The organism is Deinococcus aquiradiocola, from assembly GCF_014646915.1.
GTDB classification, from domain to species: domain Bacteria; phylum Deinococcota; class Deinococci; order Deinococcales; family Deinococcaceae; genus Deinococcus; species Deinococcus aquiradiocola.
Genome location: NZ_BMOE01000011.1, coordinates 98,873 through 121,624, shown reverse-complemented (window position 1 = coordinate 121,624; position 22,752 = coordinate 98,873). Strand labels below are relative to the sequence as shown.

22 protein-coding genes are annotated in these 22,752 nt (G+C 72.4%); 5 read left to right on the top strand and 17 right to left on the bottom strand.

Annotation, left to right across the window (positions count from 1 at the left end; translation table 11 throughout):
- Positions 1–7: 7 nt before the first annotated feature.
- From IEY33_RS14675 to IEY33_RS14660, 4 genes are all read right to left on the bottom strand, one after another.
- Positions 8–1,177 carry an MFS transporter gene (locus IEY33_RS14675; protein WP_188964033.1) on the bottom strand — a complete coding sequence of 390 codons (1,170 nt, stop codon included), beginning with the start codon at positions 1,175–1,177 and terminating at the stop codon, positions 8–10.
- Positions 1,178–1,331: 154 nt separating this feature from the next.
- Positions 1,332–2,207: an ROK family protein gene (locus tag IEY33_RS14670; RefSeq protein ID WP_188964054.1), complete on the bottom strand. Its 876-nt coding sequence runs from the start codon at positions 2,205–2,207 to the stop codon at positions 1,332–1,334.
- Between the two features lie 190 nt (positions 2,208–2,397).
- A complete protein-coding gene (locus IEY33_RS14665; protein WP_188964032.1) occupies positions 2,398–2,709 on the bottom strand; it encodes a hypothetical protein in 312 nt (103 codons plus the stop codon).
- Positions 2,702–3,115 (bottom strand): acyl-CoA thioesterase, encoded by a 414-nt coding sequence (locus IEY33_RS14660; RefSeq protein ID WP_188964031.1) that lies wholly within the window; start codon positions 3,113–3,115, stop codon positions 2,702–2,704. Before IEY33_RS14660 ends, IEY33_RS14665 begins: the two co-directional genes overlap by 8 nt.
- A gap of 157 nt (positions 3,116–3,272) precedes the next feature.
- Here IEY33_RS14660 and IEY33_RS14655 point away from each other — a divergent pair, with 157 nt between their 5' ends.
- Positions 3,273–3,659, top strand: coding sequence for an FtsB family cell division protein (locus IEY33_RS14655; RefSeq protein WP_229671038.1), 387 nt, complete (start codon positions 3,273–3,275; stop codon positions 3,657–3,659).
- 21 nt (positions 3,660–3,680) lie between these two features.
- Here the strand turns inward: IEY33_RS14655 and IEY33_RS14650 are convergent, their stop codons facing one another.
- Positions 3,681–4,898 (bottom strand): metallophosphoesterase, encoded by a 1,218-nt coding sequence (locus IEY33_RS14650; protein ID WP_188964030.1) that lies wholly within the window; start codon positions 4,896–4,898, stop codon positions 3,681–3,683.
- Positions 4,885–6,096 (bottom strand): chromate efflux transporter, encoded by a 1,212-nt coding sequence (gene chrA, locus IEY33_RS14645; protein WP_229671037.1) that lies wholly within the window; start codon positions 6,094–6,096, stop codon positions 4,885–4,887. The genes IEY33_RS14650 and chrA overlap by 14 nt, the downstream gene beginning before the upstream one ends.
- Positions 6,097–6,190: 94 nt before the next feature.
- On the opposite strand from chrA, the gene allB reads away from it, so the two are divergent.
- Both allB and IEY33_RS14635 read left to right on the top strand, forming a co-directional pair.
- Positions 6,191–7,531 carry an allantoinase AllB gene (gene allB, locus IEY33_RS14640; protein ID WP_188964028.1) on the top strand — a complete coding sequence of 447 codons (1,341 nt, stop codon included), beginning with the start codon at positions 6,191–6,193 and terminating at the stop codon, positions 7,529–7,531.
- Between the two features lie 78 nt (positions 7,532–7,609).
- Positions 7,610–8,278, top strand: coding sequence for a PadR family transcriptional regulator (locus IEY33_RS14635; protein WP_188964027.1), 669 nt, complete (start codon positions 7,610–7,612; stop codon positions 8,276–8,278).
- 273 nt (positions 8,279–8,551) lie between these two features.
- On the opposite strand, the gene IEY33_RS14630 is transcribed toward IEY33_RS14635, so the two are convergent.
- Positions 8,552–9,781: a M24 family metallopeptidase gene (locus IEY33_RS14630; RefSeq protein WP_188964052.1), complete on the bottom strand. Its 1,230-nt coding sequence runs from the start codon at positions 9,779–9,781 to the stop codon at positions 8,552–8,554.
- Positions 9,782–9,863: 82 nt separating this feature from the next.
- Positions 9,864–11,630: a putative bifunctional diguanylate cyclase/phosphodiesterase gene (locus IEY33_RS14625; RefSeq protein ID WP_188964026.1), complete on the bottom strand. Its 1,767-nt coding sequence runs from the start codon at positions 11,628–11,630 to the stop codon at positions 9,864–9,866.
- A 121-nt stretch (positions 11,631–11,751) separates the two neighbouring features.
- Between IEY33_RS14625 and IEY33_RS14620 the strand changes: the two genes are divergently transcribed.
- Positions 11,752–12,174: a HesB/IscA family protein gene (locus IEY33_RS14620; RefSeq protein WP_188964025.1), complete on the top strand. Its 423-nt coding sequence runs from the start codon at positions 11,752–11,754 to the stop codon at positions 12,172–12,174.
- 291 nt (positions 12,175–12,465) lie between these two features.
- Here the strand turns inward: IEY33_RS14620 and IEY33_RS14615 are convergent, their stop codons facing one another.
- The 3 genes from IEY33_RS14615 to IEY33_RS14605 all read right to left on the bottom strand — a co-directional run bounded on the left by IEY33_RS14615 (position 12,466) and on the right by IEY33_RS14605 (position 16,113).
- The gene (locus tag IEY33_RS14615) at positions 12,466–13,293 is read right to left on the bottom strand and encodes a transglutaminase family protein (protein WP_188964024.1); all 828 of its coding nucleotides are present in this window, start codon (positions 13,291–13,293) and stop codon (positions 12,466–12,468) included.
- A gap of 136 nt (positions 13,294–13,429) precedes the next feature.
- Positions 13,430–14,362 carry an alpha-E domain-containing protein gene (locus tag IEY33_RS14610; RefSeq protein WP_188964023.1) on the bottom strand — a complete coding sequence of 311 codons (933 nt, stop codon included), beginning with the start codon at positions 14,360–14,362 and terminating at the stop codon, positions 13,430–13,432.
- Positions 14,362–16,113 carry a circularly permuted type 2 ATP-grasp protein gene (locus tag IEY33_RS14605; RefSeq protein ID WP_229671036.1) on the bottom strand — a complete coding sequence of 584 codons (1,752 nt, stop codon included), beginning with the start codon at positions 16,111–16,113 and terminating at the stop codon, positions 14,362–14,364. Before IEY33_RS14605 ends, IEY33_RS14610 begins: the two co-directional genes overlap by 1 nt.
- Positions 16,114–16,276: 163 nt before the next feature.
- Between IEY33_RS14605 and IEY33_RS14600 the strand changes: the two genes are divergently transcribed.
- Positions 16,277–16,609 (top strand): hypothetical protein, encoded by a 333-nt coding sequence (locus IEY33_RS14600; RefSeq protein ID WP_188964022.1) that lies wholly within the window; start codon positions 16,277–16,279, stop codon positions 16,607–16,609.
- Positions 16,610–16,660: 51 nt separating this feature from the next.
- On the opposite strand, the gene IEY33_RS14595 is transcribed toward IEY33_RS14600, so the two are convergent.
- The 6 genes from IEY33_RS14595 to IEY33_RS14570 all read right to left on the bottom strand — a co-directional run bounded on the left by IEY33_RS14595 (position 16,661) and on the right by IEY33_RS14570 (position 22,741).
- A complete protein-coding gene (locus tag IEY33_RS14595; protein WP_188964021.1) occupies positions 16,661–17,896 on the bottom strand; it encodes a cytochrome P450 in 1,236 nt (411 codons plus the stop codon).
- An 81-nt stretch (positions 17,897–17,977) separates the two neighbouring features.
- Positions 17,978–18,238, bottom strand: coding sequence for a hypothetical protein (locus tag IEY33_RS14590; RefSeq protein ID WP_188964020.1), 261 nt, complete (start codon positions 18,236–18,238; stop codon positions 17,978–17,980).
- 156 nt (positions 18,239–18,394) lie between these two features.
- Positions 18,395–19,489, bottom strand: coding sequence for an LptF/LptG family permease (locus IEY33_RS14585; RefSeq protein ID WP_188964019.1), 1,095 nt, complete (start codon positions 19,487–19,489; stop codon positions 18,395–18,397).
- Positions 19,490–19,541: 52 nt separating this feature from the next.
- Entirely contained in the window at positions 19,542–20,609 is a 1,068-nt protein-coding gene (locus IEY33_RS14580) for an LptF/LptG family permease (protein ID WP_188964018.1), read from the bottom strand.
- A 69-nt stretch (positions 20,610–20,678) separates the two neighbouring features.
- The gene (gene mltG, locus IEY33_RS14575; RefSeq protein WP_188964017.1) at positions 20,679–21,734 is read right to left on the bottom strand and encodes an endolytic transglycosylase MltG; all 1,056 of its coding nucleotides are present in this window, start codon (positions 21,732–21,734) and stop codon (positions 20,679–20,681) included.
- A complete protein-coding gene (locus IEY33_RS14570; protein WP_188964016.1) occupies positions 21,731–22,741 on the bottom strand; it encodes a carbohydrate kinase family protein in 1,011 nt (336 codons plus the stop codon). The genes mltG and IEY33_RS14570 overlap by 4 nt, the downstream gene beginning before the upstream one ends.
- Positions 22,742–22,752 lie beyond the last annotated feature (11 nt).

Here is a 22,752-nt window from a genome sequence, read left to right as displayed (position 1 = left end):
TCGGCCTTCAGAACGTGCGTTTCTCCGGCTCCGGCAGGGTCGCGGCCAGGAACGCGCTCGGGACCAGCAGCGTCAGGCTGGCGAGCGCCGCGACAGTCGGGGTGGTCGCGTCGGCCAGCAGGCCCACCGCGAACACCAGCAGGCCCGCGAAGCCCCACGAGAAGCCCATCATGATGCTGCTCGCCACGGCCACGTGCTGCGGCGCGTACTCCTGCGCCGTCACCACGCCCACCGGGATGCTGGCGTTCACGAGGGCCGCGACCACGAAGGTCAGCGGGTAGAACCACCACTGCGAGGGCGAACTGAAGATCAGGGCCGCGAACAGCGGAATGGTGGCCACGATGGCGCTGCGCAGCACCGGCACGCGCCCCACCCGGTCCGAGATGCGGCCGCCCACGATGCCGCCCACCGCGGACGCCACCGCGAAGATGCCGAGCGTGATGGCCGTCTCGCGCGTCCCGAAGCCGCGCGACAGCATGATGAACGGCAGCATGGCGTTGTACCCCATGCTCGCCAGGGACCGCAGGACCGCCATGGCCCACAGGCGCACCATCGGCCCCCGGAAGATGTTCAGGTACTCGGGCAGCGTCACGCGCCGCCCGGCGGGCCGGTCGCTGGGCGTCACGGCGTACGAGACGCCCGCCACGACCAGCCCGATCGGCGCGAGGAGCGGCAGGGCGTGCAGGCCCACCCCGGCGAACACCGGGCCGAGCGCCATGCCGGCCGTGCCGCCCGCACTGAAGATGCTGGCCCACAGGCCGCGCTGCTGCAGCGGACTGTACCGCGCCGTGTACGCCGCGCCCGCCGGGTGGAAGAAGCCGCTCCCGAAGCCCGCGAGCGCCACGAGCAGCAGCAGCATCCCGAAGGCGGGCGCGTACCCCACGAAACTCAGGCCCAGGCCCGTCAGGGCTGGCCCGGAGGCCGCCATCAGGCGACGGTCGAAACGCTCCCCGATCACGCCCAGCAGCGGCTGCAGCACGCTGCTGGTGAGCGAGAACACGCTGGCGAGCAGCGTGACGGCCGCGATGCTCACGCCGTACTGGCCGCGCAGGGCCGGAGAGAGCGGCGTGAGCATCGCGCCGTACGCGTCGTTGATGAAGTGCCCGAGCGTCACGGCGAGCGCGATGGACACCGCTCCCCGCGCCGCCTGGGTCGGTCCCGCCTGCCTGGCTTGCATGGCTGGAGGCTAACACGGATGCCGTGCCGCTTCCGTGCCGCCTGCAGCATGGGGACGGCCTGACTGCGCCGCAAATGACGGACGCACGCAGGGGCCGCGTGCCGGGCGGCCTCCTGCGTGCGTCGGTGGGGTCCGGACGGAAGCCCGGCGGGGGTCAGGGCGTCAGTTCGATGCGGGCCGAGAGGGCCGCGCCGATCACGCCCGCCTGCGACCCGAGCAGTGCCGGGCGGATCTGCGGGCGCGCGAAGCCCTCGGCGGCCTCGTCGGCGGCGGCCTGCACGTGATCGAAGAAGAACTCCCCGACGCCCGCCACGCCGCCCCCGATCACGAACACCTCGGGGTCCAGCACCTTCTGCAGGTCCGCCACGGCCAGCCCGATGCGGGTCATGGCGCCGCGCACCACGCGCAGCGCGATGCGGTCGCCCTTCTGCGCGAGCGCGAAGGCTTCGGCGGTGCTCACGTCGCGGTTCAGGGCGAAGCTCGCGTCGCGCGCGATGGCGGTCCCGCTCGCCACGGCCTCCAGCGTGCCGGACTGCCCGGCGCCGCTCACGGGGCCGCCCGGCACGCTCACCACGTGCCCGAGCTCACCGGCGATGCCGTGGAAGCCGCGCCACAGGCGGCCGTTCAGCACGATGCCGCTCCCGATGCCGGTCGAGACCGTGATGTACACACTGCTGCTGCCGCGCGCCGCGCCGAGCGTCGCCTCGGCGAGCGCCGCGACCTTCGCGTCGTTCTCCATCGAGACGGTCAGGCCCAGGCGTTCCTGCAGGCCCTCCACCACCGGCACGTCGTTGAATCCGTAGATGTTCGGCGCGAACAGCACGCGCGCGCGGTCCTGGCTGATCGGGCCGGGAATGCCGAGCCCGACCGTGCGGACGCCCTCGTACTTCTCCATGAGGGGGCGGACCAGGGCGGCCACGGCGTCCAGCACGCCCCTCCAGCCGGTGTCGGGCGTGGGGTGCGTGTGGAATTCGCGGAGTTCCTCGCCGATCAGGACGCCGACCGCGATCTTGGTGCCGCCCACGTCCACGCCGATGCTGCCCGCTCCGATGCTGCCCGCTCCGATGCTGCCCGCTCCGATGCTGCCGAGCGGGGTGCTGGTGCTGTCCTGCTGCTGCTGTTGTGTTTCCTGCTGAGTCACTGTTCACGCTCCGTTTCAGGCGTACTGCCGGGAAGAATTGTAAGGGGGGCCGGGGGGGCGTGGGGCACGCCTGTCTGCCTCATGAAAGCGCTCCCGGACCGGGAGTGTCGTCGTCCGGCGGTCCTTCCAGCACGCGCTGCGCTTCGGCCTCCTGCACCTGCGGCACGTACAGGCCCACGTCGCCCATGTAACCGCCCGTCTCGATCTCGATCACGGGACTGCTCATGACCCACTGGAACGGCGTGCGGATCACCGTCACCACGCCGTGATCGCCCAGCAGGCGGCGGTAGCTTTCCGCCACGATGCGCGGCATCGTCACGAGCAGCACCCACGGGTCGCCCTGGTACGTCACCACTTCGTCGAATTCGGGCGCGCGGCCGGCGTCAGACATGGGTCGCCTCCGGCAGCAGCGCCACCAGCTTCGAGCGCACCTCGTCCGGCAGCGGCGAGCCGCGGCGCGTGACGGGGTCCGTGTGCACCTGCACGCTGCGCCCCTCGGCGCTCACCTCGCCGTCCGCGAGCAGGCGGAACGCGTACTCCCAGCTGCTGTTTCCCACCCGGACGGGCAGCGTCAGCACCTCGACCGTCTGGTGCAGGTGCACCTCGCGCCGGTAATCGAGTTCCAGCCGGGCCAGCACGACCGGCAGGTGCGTGCCCGTGGGCAGCAGGGCGGCGAGCAGGTCCATGCGCGCGAACTCCAGAAACTGCACGTAGGCCGCGTTGTTGATGTGCCCCATCATGTCCGTGTCGCTGTAGCGCATCTGGATGGGGGTACGGTGGGCACGGCTCCAGTCCATGCGGGCAGTGTAACCGCTGCACGTGAACGCCGTTGCGGCTGCGGGCGCAACAAATACCGCGCCTCGCCGGACGCGGCAGGCACCCGGGCGCGGCCCCCTCCGGGCGGCAGGACGCGTTCCACACGAGCGGCACAGGGCCGCACGCTACACTCGCTGCGTGCGTCTGCGTCCACCGTCCTGGAATCGCCCCCTCTGGCTGCGCAAGTGGCCCTCCTGGTCCGACCTGCACCGGGTTCCCGTCTCCATGATGATCGCCTGCCTGCTGGCCGGGCTCGGCACGGTGCAGATCACGTTCCTGATCGGGAACAGCCTGTACCGCACGTACGCGTGGCAGCAGGAGACGCGGGCCGTGCAGCGCGAAAACGCCGCCCTCAGCACCGACATCCGCGTCCTGAAGGAAGCGCAGGCGCACGCGAGCGACCCGGACGAACTGCGCGCCCAGGCACGCTGCCTGGGCTTCGTGGGCAAGGGCGAGCAGGTCGTGGTGGACGAGGCAGCTCAGGAAGGCACGAACGACAACTGCGACGCCGTCCGCATGCCCTGAAGACCCGTCACGGAGCACCCGTCACGGGCCGGGCGGCACGTCCTCGCCCGGCGCGAGCGGCAGGGGCGCGCGGGCCGCCTCGCGGTACACGGCCCGGGCAGGCACGCTGAACGTCACGAGCTCCGGGTACCGCAGCGCCGTGAGACTCCCCCCGAACACGCAGCCGGTGTCGAGGTTCACGGTCCGGCTGCGCCAGCGGGCCGCCTGGACCGGCGTGTGTCCGTACGCGACGATGGCCTGACCGTGGTATCCGGCCGCCCAGTCGAGCCGCAGCGGGAGGCCCTGCGCGTCCAGTTCACCTTTCGCGGTCTCGCCGTACAGCGCGTGACTCCACACGCGGGCACTGTCGCGCCCGTGCAGCCGTTCGGGCAGGCCCGCGTGCACCACCACCAGCCGCCCGCCGTCCAGCACGAGGTGGTGCGGCAGGCCCGCCAGCAGCGCGCACGCGTCCGTCCGGGCGTCCGGCGGCGCGTGGTCCAGCTGCGTGAGCGTGACTTCCAGGCCGTGCGTGACCTTGACGGCGTGGCCGCTCAGGGCGCGCAGCAGTTTGGCGTCGTGGTTGCCCTGCACGCACAGTGCCGTGCCTGCCGCGAGCATCCCCCCCACGAGGCGCAGCACGCCCGGCGAGTCCGGCCCGCGGTCCGTCAGGTCGCCCACGAACACCAGCGTCCGGCCGGGCGGCGGCGTGACCTGCTCCCCCTGCACCGCGTACCCGAGCAGGCCGAGCAGGTCCAGCAGTTCCGGCAGGCAGCCGTGCACGTCGCCCACCACGTCGAACGGGCCGCTCAGGTCGCGGCGGTCCGGGCGCAGCGGGACGCGCGTCACGCCGCCCGCCGGGAGCAAGTCCGGTCGCCGGACGCGCCGCACCTCCCGGAAGCCCTCCAGCGGCAGGGCGGGCGCGTCGGGGCCGCCCAGACCGGCGCGCAGTGCGGCGACGGCGCGGCGCGTGGCGGAGTCCGGGTCGTGCCCGTCCGGGTCGAGGACCACGGCGACCGCCGGGACGTGCTGCGCCCGCGCGAGCAGGACCGCGTCCGCGCGCGCGTCGGGCGTCAGGTGCGGCGCGTTCAGCACGGCGGGCTGCCCGGCCGTCAGACGCTTTCCGGCCGCATCCAGGGTGGCGCAGCGTTCCTCCGGCGGGAAGTGCCGGGCCGCGAAGGCCGCGCGCACGTCGTCCCGCACGCCGATCAGCACGACCAGTGCGGGCGACGGCAGGACCAGCGGAGCGTCAGAGGAGGACATGACCCACCCCCGCGCAGCACAGCACCGCCGCCCACGGCGGCACCCGCCACGCCGTGAGCGCCACGTACGTGACCAGGGCGAGCGCCACCTCGGTCCGGCCACGCATGCCGCCCTCCACCGCGCTCGTGAAGACCGGCGAGTACAGCGCCGCCAGCAGCAGCCCGACCACTCCGGCATTCAGGCCCGCCAGGGCGCGCCGCACGCCGGGCCGGGCACGCAGGTCGTTCCAGAACGGCAGGGCGCCCGCCACGAGCAGCGCGGCGGGCAGGAACACCCCGCACGTCGTGACGAGTGCCGCCCACGCGGGATTCAGGCCACTGCGGGAGGCAGCGCCCAGGTAGCTCGCGAAGGTGAACAGCGGTCCCGGCATCGCCTGCACCGCCCCGTACCCGGCCACGAAGGTCCCCGCGTCCAGGAACTGCGGCACGACGGCCGCCTGCAGCAGCGGCAGCACCACGTGCCCACCCCCGAACACGAGCGCGCCCGCCCGCACGAAGCGGTCGAACAGCTGCACGTCCGCGCGCGGGAAGGCCGACGCGAGCAGCGGCAGTGCCACGAGCAGCGCGCCGCACGCGCCGATCAGGGCGGCCCCCGCACGGCGGGACAGCGTGACGTGCAGCCGGTCGAGCCGCCCGAGGTCCGGGGCGGGCAGGGCGCGCCACCCGGCCACGCCCGCCAGCAGCAGCGCGAGCGGCTGCACCCACCCCTGCGGGAACACGAGGACCGCGCCCGCCACGAGCGCCGCCACGCTCAACCGTGCCGCGTCCGGCGTGAGGGTGCGCGCCATGCCCGCCACCGCCTGCGCCACCACGGCCAGCGCCGCGACCTTCAGGCCCGCCAGCCAGCCCGCACCGTCCAGACCGCCCTGCAGCGCGTGCCCCGCGCGCGTCACGGTGAGCGCGAACCCGAACATCAGCAGGGCGCTCGGCAGCGTGAAGCCCAGCCACGCCGCCACGAGGCCCCAGCCGCCCGCGCGCAGCAGGCCCACGCCCATCCCGACCTGCGAACTGGCCGGGCCGGGCAGCACCTGGCACAGCGCCACGAGGTCCGCGTACGCCTCGTCGTCCAGCCAGCCGCGCCGCTCGACCAGTTCCGCCCGGAAGTACCCGAGGTGCGCGACCGGCCCGCCGAAACTCGTCAGGCCGAGCCTCAGGAAAACCGTGAAGAGTTCAAGGACAGCAGGGACGGTCGCGCGCACCGTTCCAGGGTAACGGCTGCCGGGCCGCATGTGCCCCGCACGGGCGCGTGCCGCTCCACTCGCCGCAGGGTTCGCGTGCCGCTACACTCGCCGCATGTTTGACCTCATCGTGCGTGGTGGACAGGTGGTGACGCCCCAGGGCGTGCAGCGGCTCGATCTGGGCGTGGAGGGCGGCGTGCTGTACGCCGTCTCGCCGGACCTCGCGGGGACGGCGCGGCAGGAGGTGGACGCGTCCGGGCTGCACGTCCTGCCGGGCGGGGTGGACGTGCACGTGCACTTCAACGAACCGGGCCGCGCGGACTGGGAGGGCCTGCAGACCGGGTCGTCGGCGCTGCTGGCAGGCGGCGGGACGACCTTCGCGGACATGCCGCTCAACAGCGACCCGCCGCTGCTGGACCGCGCGACCTTCGCCGCGAAGCTCGCGGCGGCGGGCCGGGCGTCGCACGCGGATTTCGCGCTGTGGGGCGGGTTGACGCCCGTGAACCTGGAGCACCTGCCGGAACTGGCGGAGGCGGGCGTGCTGGGCTTCAAGGCCTTCATGAGCGGGAGCGGCATCCGGGAGTTCCCGGCGGCGCACGGCGACGTGCTGCACGAGGGCATGCGCGCGGCGGCCGCGCTGGGCCTGCCGGTCGCGGTGCACGCCGAGTCGGACGCACTCACGGCGCAGCTGCAGGCGGCGCTGGACGGGCCGGGCGCGTCGTGGCGCGAGTACCTGCAGAGCCGCCCCGTGCGGGCCGAGCTGGACGCCATCCGGGAGGCGCTCGTGCTGGCACGCGAGACGGGCTGCCGCCTGCACGTGGTGCACGTGAGCAGCGGCGAGGGCGCGGCCCTGATCGCGCAGGCACGCGCGGAGGGCGTGGACGTGACGGCCGAGACCTGCCCGCACTACCTGAGCTTCACCGAGGACGACCTGCTGCGCGTGGGAGCGGCCCTGAAGTGCGCGCCGCCGCTGCGTTCCGCGCAGGTGCGGGACGAACTGTGGGCGGCGGTGCTGGACGGGCGCATCGACACGGTGGGATCGGACCACTCGCCGTGCAGCCCGGACCTGAAGACCGCCCCGAATCCCTTCCGGGTGTGGGGCGGCGTCGCGGGCGTGCAGAGCACACTGCAGGCCATGCTGACGCACGGCGAGGAGCGCGGCCTGACGCTGCCGCGCCTGACGCAGCTGCTGTCGTCCGCTCCGGCGCGGCGCTTCCGGCTGGCCGGGAAGGGGGAACTGACGGCCGGGATGGACGCGGATTTTGCGCTGGTGGACGTGGAGGCCCGCGCGGAGCTGCGGCGGGAGGCGCTGCTCAACCGCTGGCCGCAGACGAGTCCGTACCTGGGCGGAACGTACCGGGGGCAGGTGCGGGAGGTGTGGCTGCGCGGCGAGCGGGTCTTCGCGCAGGGGCAGGTGCTGGGGGCGGCGCGGGGGCGGCTGGTGCGGCCCGCGTAGGGCAGGAGTGAGCCGACCTCTTGACAGGCGATATATCGTAAGACTATCTTCGATATATCGCTCAGGAGGAGCGTTCAGATGCACAACCACACCCACAGACCCCGCCCCTACGGTTTCCAGTCCACCGACGAGAACCACCGCTCCCACGGCCACGGCTGCCGCGCCTACGGCCACCGCCCCGGCGGCCCCCGCTTCGGCTTCGGCGACCCCGAAGGCCGCGGCCGACCCGACTTCCGGGGCGGCCCCCGGGGCCCCCGCGCCAAGGTCGGCAACCTGCGCCTCGCCATCCTCGCGCTGCTCGCCGAAGCGCCCCGCAATGGCTACAGCATGATCCAGGAGACCGCGCAGCGCAGCGGCGGCCTCTGGCAGCCCAGCCCCGGCAGCATGTACCCCGCCCTCTCACAGCTCGAAGACGAGGGCCTGATCGAGGTGCAGCCCCAGGACGGCAAGAAGGCCTACGCCCTCACCGAGGCGGGCCGCACCTACGTCCAGGAGAACGCCGACGCCCTCCAGTCCCCCTGGACCCCCCAGGACGACACCGGCCGCCACGGCGACCGCATGGAACTCCGCCAGGCGCTGCACGCCCTGATGAGCGCCGCCCAGCAGGTCGCGCAGACCGGCACCCCCCACCAGACCAGGGAGGCCGCCGGCATCGTCAACACCGCCCGCAAGGCCCTGTACCGCCTGCTGGCCGAGGACGACACCCAGCCCGGCACCGAGCCAGGCACCGCCCCCACCGACCTCTGATACGATTTTGAGCTGAACTTTTGGAGTTCAGCCGAGCGACAAGGGCACCAACAAGTACGGTTTGGAGGAGATGGAAGCGGGCAGGCGTCCCCTCCTGTGGAGCTGTGCCAGTCATGGGCGCTGTTCTGCCCAAGAAGCGGGCAGGCGTCCTGCAGGGCGTATCGTCGTGAACGGACGCGGCTGGCCACGCCACTCCTCCCGTTCTGCCCAAGAAGGGATGTCGGCGCTGTTTCCGTCATCCCTGTAATCGGATCAAAATCGTATGACCGGCCGTTACCTTTCGCCCAGACCCGTGGCCCGCACCGCCTCCCACTCGCCCGCCCCGAGCACGAAGGGCCGCGCCTGGACGGGGGTGGTGAGGCGCGGGCCTTCCGGCGTCACCAGGATGTTCACCTCGCTGCGGATCCCGAACCCGCGGGGCGCCACGTACGCGCCCGGCTCGATGGTGACCGCTTGACCCGGCAGCAGGCGGCGCGTGTCGTGCGTCTCCAGATCGTCGAGGTTCGCGCCGGACCCGTGAATCTGCACGCCGAGGTTGTGGCCTAGCCGGTGCGTGAAGTACTCGCCCAGTCCCGCCGCGTCCAGCACGTCCCGCGCCGCGCGGTCCACCTCCCAGCCCTGCAGTTCCAGGCCCGCGCCCAGCCGCTCCCGCATCAGGCGCAGGCCCGCGTCGCGCGCGCCCGCCACGGCCTCCCACGCGTGCAGGTACTCGGGCGTCGGCTCGCCCGCGAACCCCACCCAGGTCACGTCCCCGAACGGACGGCCCGGCTCCTGCGCCCACAGGTCGATCAGCACGCACTGCCCGCGCGCGAGGGTGGCGTTCTGCTCCGCGGACGGCTCGTAGTGCGGGTCGGCGGCATTCCCGGCGAAACTCACGTTCACGGGATGCCCGGCCGTCATGCCCGCCCCCTCTATGCGCCGCATGATCACGTCCTGCACCTCCAGTTCCGTGACCGGCTCGTCCGCCTTCAGGCGCTCGTGCACCAGCCGGAACGCGGCGTCCTTGGCGTCCATCAGGACCTGCACGGCCCGGTCGTGCGCGTCCAGGTCCCCGTCGCCCCACACCGTGAAGCCCTGCAGCAGGTCCGCGCTGGAGTGCGGGTCCAGGCCCGCCTCTTTCAGGCGCTCCAGGGTGCCCGCGTCCACGCGGCTCACGTACGGCACCGCGCCGCGCGGACTGTACTCCAGCGCGCCACGCTGCCCGTTCAGCAGGGCGTGCAGGTGGGCGTCCAGTTCCGTGTGCGCGCTGTACGGCAGGAAGTTCAGGTTCGCGTCGCCCGCGAGGCTGCGCCACGTGCCGCCCTCGATCCGGTGGTGGACCAGGGTCGGCGTGCCGTCCTTCGGCACCCACACGAAGTACCGCCGCGTGAGGAACGCGTCCCGCAGCCCCAGCAGGGTGCGCGCGTGCGGGTTGAGGCCCTGGAAGTCGTAGATCAGCCAGCCGTCCAGCGGCACGTCACTGGCGCGCACGGCGTCACGCACGCGGTCGAGGGCGGCTTGCATCCCGGCAGTCGGTGAGGAGGACATGCCGTCAGCCTAGAGCATCTGCTTCACGGCGCCACGTCCCGGCGCGCCTGTGCGCGCGTCAGCGGGACACGCCGGGATGCGCGCCGATCTCCTCGGCCGGTCGGGGACGGCCCTGCAGGAAGCCCTGCGTGCGTCCGCACCCGGCCCGGCGCGCCAGGGCGAGGTGCGCGGACGTCTCCACGCCCTCCAGCACCACGTCCAGCCCCAGCGCGTGCGCCATGGCAATGCTGGCCGTCACGCCGCGCCCCTCCCGCAGCGGCGCGGACGTGTCCTCCCGCAGGAACTGCCGGTCGATCTTCAGGCCGTCCAGCGGCACCTGCATCAGCGCGGCGAGCCCCGACCCGCCCGTCCCGAAATCGTCCAGCACGACCCGCACGCCCAGGCCGCGCAGCGCGTGCAGCCGCTGCGTGATCACCGACTGGTGCGACGCGACGAACGCCTCACCCAGCTCCAGTTCCAGGCAGGCGGGCGGCAGGCCGCTGTCGTCCAGCGCGGCACGCACCACCCGCTCGAAATCCGGACGCAGGAACTGGACGGGGGAGACGTTCACGGCCACGCGCGCGTACGGCAGGCCCGCCGCACGCCAGTGTGCCAGCTGCGTGACGGCCTCGCGCAGCACCCACGTCCCCAGCGGCACGATCAGGTCGTCGTCCTCGCAGAGGGGAATGAACTCCGTCGGCGTGACGCTCCCCCAGCGCGGCGAGGTCCAGCGGGCCAGCGCCTCCACCCCGCACGGCTCACCGTCCGGCCCGAACTGCTCCTGGTAATGCACGCCGATCTCGCCGCGCTCCAGGGCGCCCTGCAGGTCCTGCGTGAGTGCCGCACGCCGCTCCGGTGACCCGCTGCCCGGCAGCTGCGCGAGCCACACGAGGCCCCGCCCGTGCCGTTTGGCCTGCCGGGCCGCCTGCTTCGCCAGCGCGCACAGCTCCTCCGGCTGCTGCCCGTGCGGCGGGGCGAGACTCACGCCGATGGACGCGCCCAGCGTCACGCTCGCGCCCGGCAGGTTCATGGGCACGCTCAGCACCAGCCGCACCTTCTCGGCGACCAGCAGGGCCTGCTGAACGCCGTGCAGGCCGCCCAGCAGCACCACGAACCGGTCGCCTTCCGTGCGCGCCACGGTGTCGGTGGCGCGCACGGAGGCCCGCAGGCGCGCGGCGGCCGTCGCGAGCGCCCGGTCGCCCAGCGCCCGCCCGTACTCCTCGTTCACCCGCCCGAAGTGATCCAGGTCGATGGACAGCAGCGCGCACGGCGAGCGGTCACGGGCCGTCCGCGCGAGCGCCTGCTCCAGCCGGTCCCGCAGCAGCGGCCCGCGCGGCAGGCCCGTCAGGGCGTCCGTCAGGGTCATCGCCGCACAGTCGCGTTCCAGCTGCTCGCGCGCCAGCAGGCCCGCCGCGAGGCCCGCCACGACCTCCAGCGCCGCCAGGTCCTCCGGCCCGAACGGCTCAGCGCGCCGCACCGTCAGCGTGCCGAGCGCGCCCTGCCCGGCCGCGAGCGGCAACGCCACCAGCCACCCCGCCTCCCCCTCGTCCTGCAGCACCCGCTGCCGCTCCAGCACCGCCCGCTCACCCGGCCCCGCCTGGAAGGCCGCCCGGTCGGCGGGCAGCAGCGCCTCCGCCACGCCCACGTCCCCCGCGAGGACGCCCGCGCAGGGCTCACCGTCCGGCGAGAGCGGCAGGAGGGCCGCCGCGCGGCCGGACGTGAGGTCCAGGGCCGCCTGCGTGACGGCCTGCAGGGCCTCACGGGTCTGGGCGTGCTCGGCCACGTCCCGCGCCAGCCGCGACAGGACCGAGAGGGCAGACGGAACGGGAGTCAGAGAACTGTGCATGCTGACCCCAGCGTACCCAACGGAGCACCGCAAAACCCTTTCAGGTGCCTCCCGCGATGGGGGGGGTGGCTTTATGGTTCGGGGCACCTTTGAAACCCGGACGGTTTGCTATGGTTTCCGCATGACTCAGCTGGCTGACCTCACTCCCACGCAGCCCGGCGCTGCCCACCCCATCACCATCAGCGAGAAGGGCGCCGAGCGCGCCATCGCCGCCATCGCCGGAAGCGGCAAACCGAACGCCGGCGTGCGCCTCTTCGTGAAGAGCGGCGGCTGCAGCGGCTACCAGTACGGCATGGCCATCGACGACCGCGAACTGGAAGGCGACACCGTCGTCATGGACCGCGGCGTGAAACTCGTCGTGGACCAGATGAGCCTCCCGCTCGTGAAGGGCGGTGAGATCGACTTCATCGAGAACATGATGGGCGGCGGCTTCACCGTCAACAACCCCAACGCCACCAGCGGCTGCGGCTGCGGGCACAGCTTCCGCACGGACGGCGCGCAGGCCCAGGACGGCGAGGGCGCGGCCGGCTGCGGCAGCCACTGAGTGCAGAGGTAAACGCGTGCGCCCGGACCGTGGACAGGTCCGGGCGCATTTCCTGTTCTTCTGAGCGTGGTCGCCTGCCGCCGGTCCGGGCGGCGCGCCGTTTCGTACGGTTTTGAGTTGGACTCCTGAAGTTCAGCCGAGCGACAAGGGCACCGGCAGGTCCGGTCTGGAGGAGATGGAAGCGGGCAGGCGTCCCTCTCGTGCGGAGCTGTACCAGTCACGGGCGGTGATCTGCCCGGGAAGGGATGACGGCGCTGTTCCCGGCATCCCTGTCATCGGACCGAACCCGTTTCACTGCTCCTGGTCGTAGACTTTCACTTCCACGTCCAGCACGCCTCTGGTGCTGCCGTGATAGCTGCCGCTGATGGGTGACACGTCGCCGTAGTCGCGGCCGTGCCCGATCTTGACGTGGGCTTCCACCACCTCGGTGTTGTTGGTGGGGTCGTACCCGACCCAGCCGGTGCCGGGCAGGTACGCTTCCACCCACGCGTGACTGGCTTCGGCGCCCACGAAGTTCGCCCCGGCGTAGATGTACCCGCTCACGTACCGGGCCGGAATGCCGAGCGACCGGCAGATGCCGAGCATGGCGTGCGCGTAGTCCTGGCACACGCCGCGTCCCGTCTGCGCGAACGTCGACAGGGGGGTGCGCACGTCGGTCGCGCCGGGCGAGTACGTGAAGCGGCGGTACAGGGCGCGCGTGAGGTCCATCAGGAAGCCGTGCAGGTCGGCGTCCCGCAGGGGGGCGGTCACCTCGAACACGTCTGCCCAGCGGCCGTGCGGGATGCGGGGCGACGCGATCAGGTACTCGGTCAGTTCGTCGCGGTGCGCGTCCAGGCTGCGGACGGCGGCCGGTGCGGGTACGCGGGACGGGTACGTGACGACCAGCGTGCGCGCCTCGATGCGCAGCAGCGTGTGCCGTTCGTGCACGTGCACGTGGTGGATGAGGTTCCCGAAGTAGTCGCGGTGCGAACTGGCGGGCACGTCGGGCGTGACGCTGATGTCGAAGGCGAGGACGTTCTGCCGTTCGTCCCGGATGGGATGCAGGCGAACTTCGTTGAAGGAGTCCCACACGGGCTCCTGGTACCGGTACTCGGTGACGTGCCTGATCTCTGCTCGCATGATGGGGTTGGGTGGTTCCGGGGGTGCGGCCCTGCCGTGCGGTTCCGCCTGCCTTCACCCTACTGCCCACGGCCTGTCTGTGGCCTGACAGCGGGATGACGTGGCGCGGCCCGCACGGTCACGGCCCTGCGCCCGCTCAGACCACGAAGTACGCCTCGTGAATGGCGCGGCCCAGCGTGTTGAACTCGGCCAGCAGCGCTTCCAGGCCCGGTTCCTCACGCGTGAGGATGTCGTCCACGCCGACGTGCTGCAGGCGCGCGTACAGCCACGCTGCCTCTCGCAGCAGGCCGGGGTGCGCGTCGGGCCTGCTGCGCCCGATCTGTTCGAGCGTCTCGTGCAGGTTCTTCGCGGCGTGCCGCACGCTGCGCGGGAAGTCCGGGTCGAGCAGCAGGAATTCCGCGATGGTGCGCGGGTCGAGGCCCGCGTGGCGGCGTTTCTGGTACGCCTCGTACGCGCTGGCGCTCTTCAGGACCGCCACCCAGCGGTGGTTGTGCACGGCCACCTGCGGCAGGTCGCCGGTCTTCTGGCGGTAGCGGACCTGCAGGAGCCGCAGGGTGTTGTCGCCGCGTTCGAGGATCTGTCCGGCCCGCAGGAACGACCAGCCCTCGTCGCGCGGCAGGGTCGCGAACGCGATGCCGAAGAACAGGTGGCTCGCCTCGCGGGCCGCCACGCAGTACTCGTGCAGTTCGTCCCGGTCGAGGATGCCGTCGTCCTGAAAGCATAGGCTGAGGTACGAGCGGTTCAGCGCCTCCCACATCTCGCTGGGGATGCGGTCGCGCAGGCCGCGCGCGTTCTCGCGGGCACGCGCGATGCTGGACGCGATGCTGCCGGGGTTGTTGCGGTCGAAGGCCAGCCAGGACGGGACGCTGCGCGCGTCGGCGCGGCCCCCCTGCTCACGGAAGCTCGCTTCGGACCCGCTGATGGACAGCAGCGGACTCCACTGCTCGCTCACCACGCCGGACGCTTCCAGGGTGGCGTAGTAGTTGACGTTCAGCATGCGGGCGGTGTTCTCGGCGCGTTCCACGTACCGCCCGATCCAGAAGAGGGATTCTGCGACGCGGGACAGCATCAGTTCCCTCCTTTCTTGCTCTTGCGGGCACGGCGGGCCGGGGTGGGCGCCGCCTGCGGTTCGGGGTCCGGGGCGGGCGTGCCTGGCTGCGCCTGCAGGGCGGGCGCGCCCCTGCCGCCCGACTGGCCTTTCGGGGGCCGGGTGAGGCGCACGCGGTCCTGCGAGGTGCTGCGCGAGATGGCGATCTTCGCGGCGGCGGGCAGCACCGTCTGCATGTCCTGCTCGGTGAGGCCCGCCGTGACTCCGGCGAGCGCCTCGGACGCGACCTTGTCGGCCCTGGACGCGCCCGGCTGGTTGACGGGCGCGATGGGGGGCGCGTCGGACTCCAGCACCCACGTGTCCTTGGACCCGCCGCCCTGCGAGCTGTTCACGACCAGCGACCCGCGCGTGAGGGCCACGCGCGTCAGGCCGCCCGGAATGATCGTGACTTCCTGACCCACCAGGATGTAGGGCCGCAGGTCCACGTGCGCGGGCTCCAGCTTTCCGCTGTCCGGGTAGAAGGTCCCGTGCCGCGACAGCGCCACCAGCGGCTGCCCGATGTAGTTGCGGGGGTTCTCCTTGACCTTCTCCATGAACGCGCGGCACTCGGCCTTCGTGGCGGCCGATCCGATCAGCATGCCGTACCCGCCCGCCTCCCCGACCGCCTTGATGGCCATGCTGGAGGCGTTCTTCAGCATGTGTTCCAGGTGGTCCGGGTTGCTGCCCAGGAAGGTCGGGACGTTGTTCAGGAGGGGTTTCTCGTTCAGGTAGTACTCGATCATGGCGGGCACGTACGCGTAGATGGCCTTGTCGTCCGCGACGCCCGCCCCGACCGCGTTCGCGAGCGCCACACGGCCCTGCCGGTACACCTCGATCAGGCCCGGCACGCCCAGCGCCGAGTCGGGCCGGAACGTGAGCGGGTCGAGGAAGTCGTCGTCGATGCGGCGGTAGATGACGTCCACCTGCTGCCGTCCGGCCGTGGTCCGCATCCAGACGTTCCCGCCCTCCACGAACAGGTCGCGGCCCTCCACCAGCTCGATGCCCATCTGCTGCGCGAGGTACGCGTGCTCGAAGTACGCGCTGTTGTACATGCCGGGCGTGAGCAGCACCACCGTCGGCTCCCGGTCGCGGGGACTCAGGGAGCGCAGCAGAGACAGCAGGTGCGACGCGTAATGCTGCACGGGCCGCACGCCCTGCCCCTCGAACATGCCCGGGTAGATGCGCGTCATCGCCTGCCGGTTCGCGAGCACGTAACTCACGCCGCTCGGCGAACGCAGGTTGTCTTCCAGCACGAGGTACTCGCCGTTCTCGTCCCGGATGAGGTCCGTCCCGACGATGTGCGTGTACAGCCCGAGCGGCACCTTGATGCCGTGCACCTCGCGCCGGAAGTGACTGGAGGTGTACACCAGTTCCCTCGGCACGATCCCGTCCTTCAGGATCTCGCCCGGCCCGTAGATGTCACGCAGGAACGCGTTCAGGGCCAGCACGCGCTGCCTGAGGCCCGCCTCGACGTGCGCCCACTCGGACGCCGGAATGATGCGCGGCACCGGATCGAAAGGGAAGGTGCGTTCCGTGCCGGACGCGTCCCCGTACACCGTGAAGGTGATGCCCTGATTCCGGAAGGCCAGGTCGAGCAGCGCGTGCCGGCGTTGGACTTCCGCCGCGCCCAGTCGGTTCAGGTACGCCTGAACGCCCCGGTAGTGCGGCCTGGACTGCCCGTCCGGCGTGTACATCTCGTCGAAGAACGCTTTGCCCGGCGTGTAATTCAGCATCCGTCCTCCTGATGTCATCCCTTCCGACCCGCGAAGGATTGCATCAAGATACCGGATGATGTGAAGAGATGCGTCCCGCAGCGGCATTCATGTCCGGGGTGGGCGGCCTGCCTCTGTGAGCGGCGGTCCAGGGACGACGCCCACGCTCCTCTACACTGCCCGCATGACCCTGCCCACCACCAGCAAACCCGTCGCGCCCGAGGACCGCAAACGCCTCGACCAGATCTTCATGCAGGTCGTCATGAGCGTGCAGCAGCAGGCGCAGGCGAGCCGCCCACCGCAGCCGGGCAACCTCGCCGCGATGTTCCACCGCGAGCAGGTGTCCGAGGCGCTGCAGGGATGCGCGATGCTCATCGCGGGCTGGAATGCCGGCACGATCGACGCGCCCGGCGTGTCCCGCACCAGCCGCGCCCTCAAGGCCCTCGGCGAGCCCGAATGGGCCGCGCGCGTCGAGGGCCTGTACCGCATCGACGAGGACGGCACGCAGGACGAGTGATCCTGCAGTCCTCAACCCCGTTCTTTCCTGCGTCCCGCACTTCCGGCCGGATCAGTCCAGCGTCGCCTGGAGGGCACGGGGGCCGCGCAGCACGAAGTTCGGGCGGAACGGCACCGGCTGTTCCGGTACCTTCAGGGTCGGGTGGCGTTCCGCGAGCGTGCGGAACACCACTTCGCCCTCCAGGCGGGCGAGGCTCGCGCCGAGGCAGTAGTGCGGGCCGCTCGCGAAGGCCAGATGACGGGCGGCGTTGCGGCGCTGCGGATCGAGCCGGTCGGGGTCCGTGAACACGGACGGGTCGCGGTTCGCGGCGGCCACGATCAGGCCCACGAAACTCCCGGCCGGGAGGGTCTGCCCGTCCAGCGTGACGTCCTGAGCGAGGCCGCGTCCGGTGCGCTGCACGGGCGACACGAGGCGCAGCAGTTCCTCGGTCACGGCGGGCGCGAGGTCCGGGCGTTCCACCAGGGCCGCCCACGCGTCCGGCTGGCGGGACAGTTCCAGCAGGCCGCCCGCGATGAGGTTGGTGGTCGTCTCGTGCCCGGCGGCGAGCAGCAGCACGGCGTTGGCGAGCAGCTCGTCGCTGCTCAGGCGTTCCCCGCCGTCCTCGGCGGCCGCGAGGGCGCTGAGCAGGCCCGGCTGCGGGTGGGCGCGCAGTTCGTCCGCGAGGTCCCGGAAGTACCCGCGCATCTCGCGGGCGTCCTGTTCGATGCGGGCCATCAGGTCGGGCGTCTGTTCGCTGCCGCCGAGCAGGTCGGCGACCGTGCCGGACCACTGCCGGAACTTCGCCTCGTCCTCGCCCCTCAGGCCGAGCATCTCGGTGATGACGCCCACCGGGAGCGGCACGGCGAGCTCCTCGACGGCGTCGAAGGGCCTGCCCTGCACGCCCTGCAGGAGGCGGTCGAGGCGCGACTGTACCAGTTCGCGGCTCTGCGCGACGACGCGCGGCGTGAAGGCCGCCTGCGCCAGTCCCCGCAGGCGCGTGTGCGACATGCCGTTGTGGAACAGCATCATGGGCTGCAGGACGCGCATCGCTTCCGGGTACGCGTCCTCGGTGTCGCCCTGCGCGAAGCCCGCGCCGCTCACGGCGGCCGGACTCCTGAGGACGGCGCTCACGGCGTCGTGCCCGAAGGCCAGGGTGGTGTTCCACTCCGGAACGCGCAGCAGGGACGCGCTGCCCTGCTCGGCCGCGAGCGCCTTCGCGCGCGCGTACAGCGGGTACGGGTCACGGATGGCCTGCGGGCTGAACAGGGCCTGGGCGGCCTCCAGGGCCGGGGACGTGGCAGCAGTCATGCCTGCAGTGTAGGCCCGGGGTTGGACCGGGTTCAAAAGAGCGGCGTGAGAACGGTCCGGCAGGCGCGCACGCCCGGAAGGTCAGCTGATGAGGGAACCGCTGTCGCAGTCGCCCAGCGCGCGGAACTCCTGCGCCTTGTGCGTCAGGCCCATGCTGTCGTAGCAGTGCGCGAGGCGCAGGGCGAAGAAGCGGACGGCCTGGCAGTCCTCGCGCCGTTCGGCCGCTTCCAGGCAGGTGCGGTAGTGCATCACGGCCAGATGGTACTGCTCACCGTTGGCGGCGTGTTCGGCGCGGCAGTGCGCCACGCGCAGGGTCACGATGTCAGGGGCAAGGCGATTCATGGACGCCTCTAGTGTAGACAGATGCGGGCCGCCATGAATGCGAGGTGAAGAAGCATTGGGGCAGCTGGAAGGTGAGCTGAACCCTCATCTGGAGCGGGTTTTCTTGTGTACGGAAACTCCGCGGCCTGCATTCTGCCCGGCCCGAACGGCCGCCCCTCAGCGGCGGGCCGCGACGCCCAGCAGGCCCAGGCCCGCCAGCAGGTAGATCAGGGTCGGCGTCCACGCCGCCAGCACCGGCGACAGCGCCCCCGTCTCGCCCAGCACCCGGAACACGCTCCACGTCGCGTAGTACGCGAACGTCAGCATCAGCACCCACACCAGCCCGATGTTCACGCCGCTGCGCAGCGAGTAGATGCTGAGCGCCACCGCGAAGAACGCCATCGTGACCGCCGCCAGCGGTTCCGCGAACTTCCGCTGCAGCGCCGTGAAGTCCCGCGGCGACCGGATGCCCTGCGCCGCCATGCTGCGCACGTTCGCGATCAGTTTCGGGAGCGGCAGGTAGATGGGCAGCAGCTCGTCGTTCGCCGAGAGGCTCGCCTGCAGGTCCTGCACCGGCAGCGTCCCGCTGCGGAAGCGCACGACCGTCACGGGCCGCGTGTCCTGGTACGTGACGCGCACGCCGCTCTCCAGCATCAGGACGTTGCGGGTCAGGGTGCCGCGCCGCGCCGTGATCACCTCGCGCGCCCCCTGCCCGTCCCGCAGCGTCACGATCCGCAGGCCCTCCAGCCGTCCGCCGGGCCTGACCTGCGCCACGCTGATCGCCCGGCCGAGCGCGTCGCGCAGCACCACGCCCGTCCCGCCGCGCCCGTCCCCCAGGCCCAGCACGCGCGGGTTGTCGAGCACGATGTCGCGCTGCACCTGCAGCGCCTCCACCTTCGCGCGCGGCACGAGCGTCTCCGCCACCGTGAAGCTCAGCAGCGACACGCCCAGCGCCAGCGCCAGCACCGGCCAGAACAGCCGCGTGCCGCTCAGCCCGCCCGACTGCGCCGCCTTCAGTTCCGCGTCGCTCGACAGGCGAGACAGGCCCAGCATCGCCGCGAACAGCAGCGCGATCGGCAGGCCACGCGACACGGCCTCCGGCACCTGCAGCGCCACGAGCCGCAGCACCAGCAGCGGCGCCGCGCCCTTCGCGAGCAGCGGCGCGATCACGCTCTGCAGCGCGGCCAGCAGCAGCAGCAGGATCACCACTGCCAGCCCCGACAGCAGGTACGGCAGGATCTCCTCCAGCACGTACCGGTCGAAGCGCTTCACGCCCGCCCCCCGCACGCGCGGCGCACCCCGGCCTGCACCCCTGTCCCGGCCCTCAACGCAGCCTCCACGCGAGTGCGGCGCCCAGCGCCACGAACACCAGATTCGGCAGCCACGCCGCCAGGGTGGGGGAGAGCGCGCCCGCCTGCGCCAGCGACGGCACGGTGCTCCACAGCACGTAGAACCCGAAGATGAACAGGATCACGCTGCCCGCCGCCCACGCCCTGTTGCTCACCAGCAGCCCCAGCGCGCCCGCCGCCAGCACGAACGCCAGCGGCGTGAACGGGTCCGCCACCCGCCGACTCAGCTCGAAGGCCAGGGACCGCTGCGTCTCGTCCGGCAGGGGACGCTCCGCCTGCAGCTGCCGCAGCTGCGCCCGGAGCTGCGGCGTGCCCGTCTGGTCCGGCCGCGACACGGGCCGCTGCAGCACGTCCCGCTGCGGCAACGTCAGCTCGCCCGCGTAGGGTCTCGGCACGCCGTCCGGGCCGACCACCGTCACGCCGCCCATCGTCCACGTGTGCGCCAGCGCGTCCCACACGCCGTTCGCGGCGCTGTACACCGTGTCGCCCCGGATCACCAGCACGCCCACCAGGCTCGCCAGCACCCCGTTGCGGTCGTTCTGCACGCGGCCCGCCGAGTAGAACGTGTCCCCCTGCGCGAACGCGTACCGGTCCGTGCTGGGCGGCGGCGGCGCCTGATTGAACACCCCGTACCACGCGTTCCACCACCGCTCCTGCCCGGCGGGCGTGACCCAGCCCGCGTTGTAGTACGCGAAGCCCCCCACCAGCAGTGCCGGGACGAGCAGCGGCAGCAGCAGCCGCAGGGGCCGCACGCCGCCCGCCATCGCGGCCTTGAACTCGCTGTCCTTCGCGAGCCGCCCGAACGCCAGCAGCAGCGCGAACGGCACCGCCAGCACCAGGCAACGGTTCAGCAGGGCGGGCATCTGGTCGCCCAGCAGCGCCAGCACCTGGGCCAGCGGCACGCGGTACGTGATGAGCCGACCGACGGTGCTGCTCAGCACGTCGGTCATCTGGAGCGTCAGGAACAGCAGCACACCGCCCAGGTACCAGGGCACCACTTCCTTCAGGACATACAGGGGCAGTTTTTGCCGCACGCCGGGCATTCTACAGGTCCGGACCATGAGGACCGCGCACACCCGCCCGCCCGCAGCGCCGCGTGGCCGGGGCGGTCTTCAGCGGTAGCGCGCCACGTCCCGCAGGTGCGCGGCATAATCGGCGTTCACGTGAATGCGGCCGTCCAGGCCGTGCACGAAGTACAGCGCCTCCCGCCCGTCCGGCAGCGTGCGCCGCGCGTTCAGCACGCTCAGCAGCGCCGCCTCGCCGGGATTGTTGATCGGGCCGGGCGGCAGGCCCTGCCGGGTGTACGTGTTGTACGGCGTGTCCTTCACGAAATCGCCCGCCGAGCGGTCCAGCTGGTTCAGGTCCTTCCCCAGGCCGTACGCCACGGTCGGGTCCGCGCCCAGCGCGATGCCGACCTTCAGGCGGTTCAGGAAGATGCCCGCGATGGTCGGCATCTCGCCCACCGTGGCCGCCTCGGCCTGCACCATGCTCGCCAGCGTCACCCACCCGCACGTCGTGAGCCCCAGACGCCTGGCGGCGCTCAGGCGTTCCGGCGTGAACTCCTGCGTCATGCGGTCCTGCATGGCGCGCACGATCTCGGCGTCCGTCACTTCAGGCCGGAACGGGTACGTGGCCGGGAACAGGAAGCCTTCCAGTGACCCGTTCGGGCAGTCGCCCCGGGCGGCCTTCAGCGCGGCGGGCAGCGTGGCCGGGTCACCCAGCCGCGCGGCCGTCAGGATGTCCGGCAGGTCACGCACGCGTTTGCCTTCCGGGACCGTCACGTTGCGCACGCGCGGCCTGGGCGTGTCCGCCAGCCGGTCCGCCAGCTGGAAGGCGTCCAGACCGGCGGGCAGGTCGTAGTACCCCTCGCGCAGCCGCCCGGCCGTGCCGCGCACCCGCATGATGGTCCGCAGCGCGTCCGGGGAGCGCAGCACGCCCGCCGCCTGCAGCCGCGCGGCCGCGCCCGGCAGGGTGTCGCCGGGCTTCACTTCCAGCGTGTACGCCTGGGTGGCCGCCGCGCCCTGCGGGGCGCGCGTCAGGCTCCACGCGTACCCGGCCACGCCGCCCGCCACCAGCAGCAGGAGCAGCAGCACGGCCAGCAGCACCTTCCACCACGCGCGGCGGCGCCTCGGCGGGCGGGGCGGGGCAGGCTGGTACGTGTCCGTCATACCGTCCCCCCGGCCACGCGGTCGCCCGCGCGTCCTGCCGCGTCCAGGTACGGCGCGAGGCGCGCGTGCAGGTCCGCGTCCGCGGGCGGCCTCGCCCCGAAGCGCGACACCACCCAGCCGCCCACCTGCGCCGCCGCGCCCGCCGCCTCCACCGCGTTCCCGTGCCGCAGGTACTGCGCCAGGAACGCCCCGCCGAACGCGTCGCCCGCCCCGGTCGCGTCGATCAGCCGGTCACGGGTCGCGTCCACGTGCGCCCGCGCGCACCCCGGCCCTTCCAGCAGCGCGCCGCGCTCATCCATCTTCAGGACCACCAGCGCGTCCGGGTAGCGTTCCCGGAACCAGTCCATCGCCGCTTCGGGCGTGTCCTCGTCACTCATGGCGCGCGCCTCGTCCGCGTTCGGGAAGATCACGTCGAACGGAATGCTGTCCAGCACCCGCAGGAACCGCCCCCGCCCCAGCTGCCCGATCATCTGGAAGCTGCCCGGGTCCAGCGACAGCGTCGCGCCCGCCGCGTGCGCCACCCGCGCGGCCTCCAGCGCCGCCGCGCGCGGCGGGTCGCGGAACAGGCTCCACGCGGTCAGGTGCAGGTGCCGCCCCGACGCGATCAGGTGCCGCGGCAGTTCCGACGGCAGCAGCTCCCAGTCGGCGCCCTGCCCGGTCAGCATGGCGCGCTGCCCGCGCTGGTCGATCATCGCGAGGATCACGCCTGTCCGGTGCAGGGCCGACACCGTCACCTCCGGCGTCACGTCCTCGTCCCGCAGGGCCGCGACGGCCAGCTCACCGAAGGTGTCCGCCCCGATCTTGCCCACGAAGGTGCTCGGCTGCCCCAGCCGCCGCGCCCACACCGCGAGGTTCGCGGCACTCCCGCCGCCCGACAGTTCCAGCCGTCCGGTCGTGTCGCCGCCCGCCTGCAGCAGCGTGTCCGGCCGGGCCAGCACGTCCCAGGCGAGATCGCCCAGCGAGATGAGGGGGCCGTCGGGATGCGGGTGGGGAACGTCTCGGCTCATGCAGGCACAGC

Coding starts and splice junctions, on each gene's coding strand:
- IEY33_RS14570 (WP_188964016.1), bottom strand. CDS start 22,741: ATGAGCCGAGACGTTCCCCACCCGCATCCCGACGGCCCCCTCATCTCG.
- IEY33_RS14665 (WP_188964032.1), bottom strand. CDS start 2,709: ATGTCTGACGCCGGCCGCGCGCCCGAATTCGACGAAGTGGTGACGTAC.
- IEY33_RS14630 (WP_188964052.1), bottom strand. CDS start 9,781: ATGCAAGCCGCCCTCGACCGCGTGCGTGACGCCGTGCGCGCCAGTGAC.
- IEY33_RS14620 (WP_188964025.1), top strand. CDS start 11,752: ATGACTCAGCTGGCTGACCTCACTCCCACGCAGCCCGGCGCTGCCCAC.
- IEY33_RS14590 (WP_188964020.1), bottom strand. CDS start 18,238: ATGAATCGCCTTGCCCCTGACATCGTGACCCTGCGCGTGGCGCACTGC.
- allB (WP_188964028.1), top strand. CDS start 6,191: ATGTTTGACCTCATCGTGCGTGGTGGACAGGTGGTGACGCCCCAGGGC.
- IEY33_RS14625 (WP_188964026.1), bottom strand. CDS start 11,630: ATGCACAGTTCTCTGACTCCCGTTCCGTCTGCCCTCTCGGTCCTGTCG.
- IEY33_RS14600 (WP_188964022.1), top strand. CDS start 16,277: ATGACCCTGCCCACCACCAGCAAACCCGTCGCGCCCGAGGACCGCAAA.
- IEY33_RS14675 (WP_188964033.1), bottom strand. CDS start 1,177: ATGCAAGCCAGGCAGGCGGGACCGACCCAGGCGGCGCGGGGAGCGGTG.
- IEY33_RS14610 (WP_188964023.1), bottom strand. CDS start 14,362: ATGCTGTCCCGCGTCGCAGAATCCCTCTTCTGGATCGGGCGGTACGTG.
- mltG (WP_188964017.1), bottom strand. CDS start 21,734: ATGACGGACACGTACCAGCCTGCCCCGCCCCGCCCGCCGAGGCGCCGC.
- IEY33_RS14615 (WP_188964024.1), bottom strand. CDS start 13,293: ATGCGAGCAGAGATCAGGCACGTCACCGAGTACCGGTACCAGGAGCCC.
- IEY33_RS14660 (WP_188964031.1), bottom strand. CDS start 3,115: ATGGACTGGAGCCGTGCCCACCGTACCCCCATCCAGATGCGCTACAGC.
- IEY33_RS14595 (WP_188964021.1), bottom strand. CDS start 17,896: ATGACTGCTGCCACGTCCCCGGCCCTGGAGGCCGCCCAGGCCCTGTTC.
- IEY33_RS14635 (WP_188964027.1), top strand. CDS start 7,610: ATGCACAACCACACCCACAGACCCCGCCCCTACGGTTTCCAGTCCACC.
- IEY33_RS14605 (WP_229671036.1), bottom strand. CDS start 16,113: ATGCTGAATTACACGCCGGGCAAAGCGTTCTTCGACGAGATGTACACG.
- IEY33_RS14580 (WP_188964018.1), bottom strand. CDS start 20,609: ATGCCCGGCGTGCGGCAAAAACTGCCCCTGTATGTCCTGAAGGAAGTG.
- IEY33_RS14650 (WP_188964030.1), bottom strand. CDS start 4,898: ATGTCCTCCTCTGACGCTCCGCTGGTCCTGCCGTCGCCCGCACTGGTC.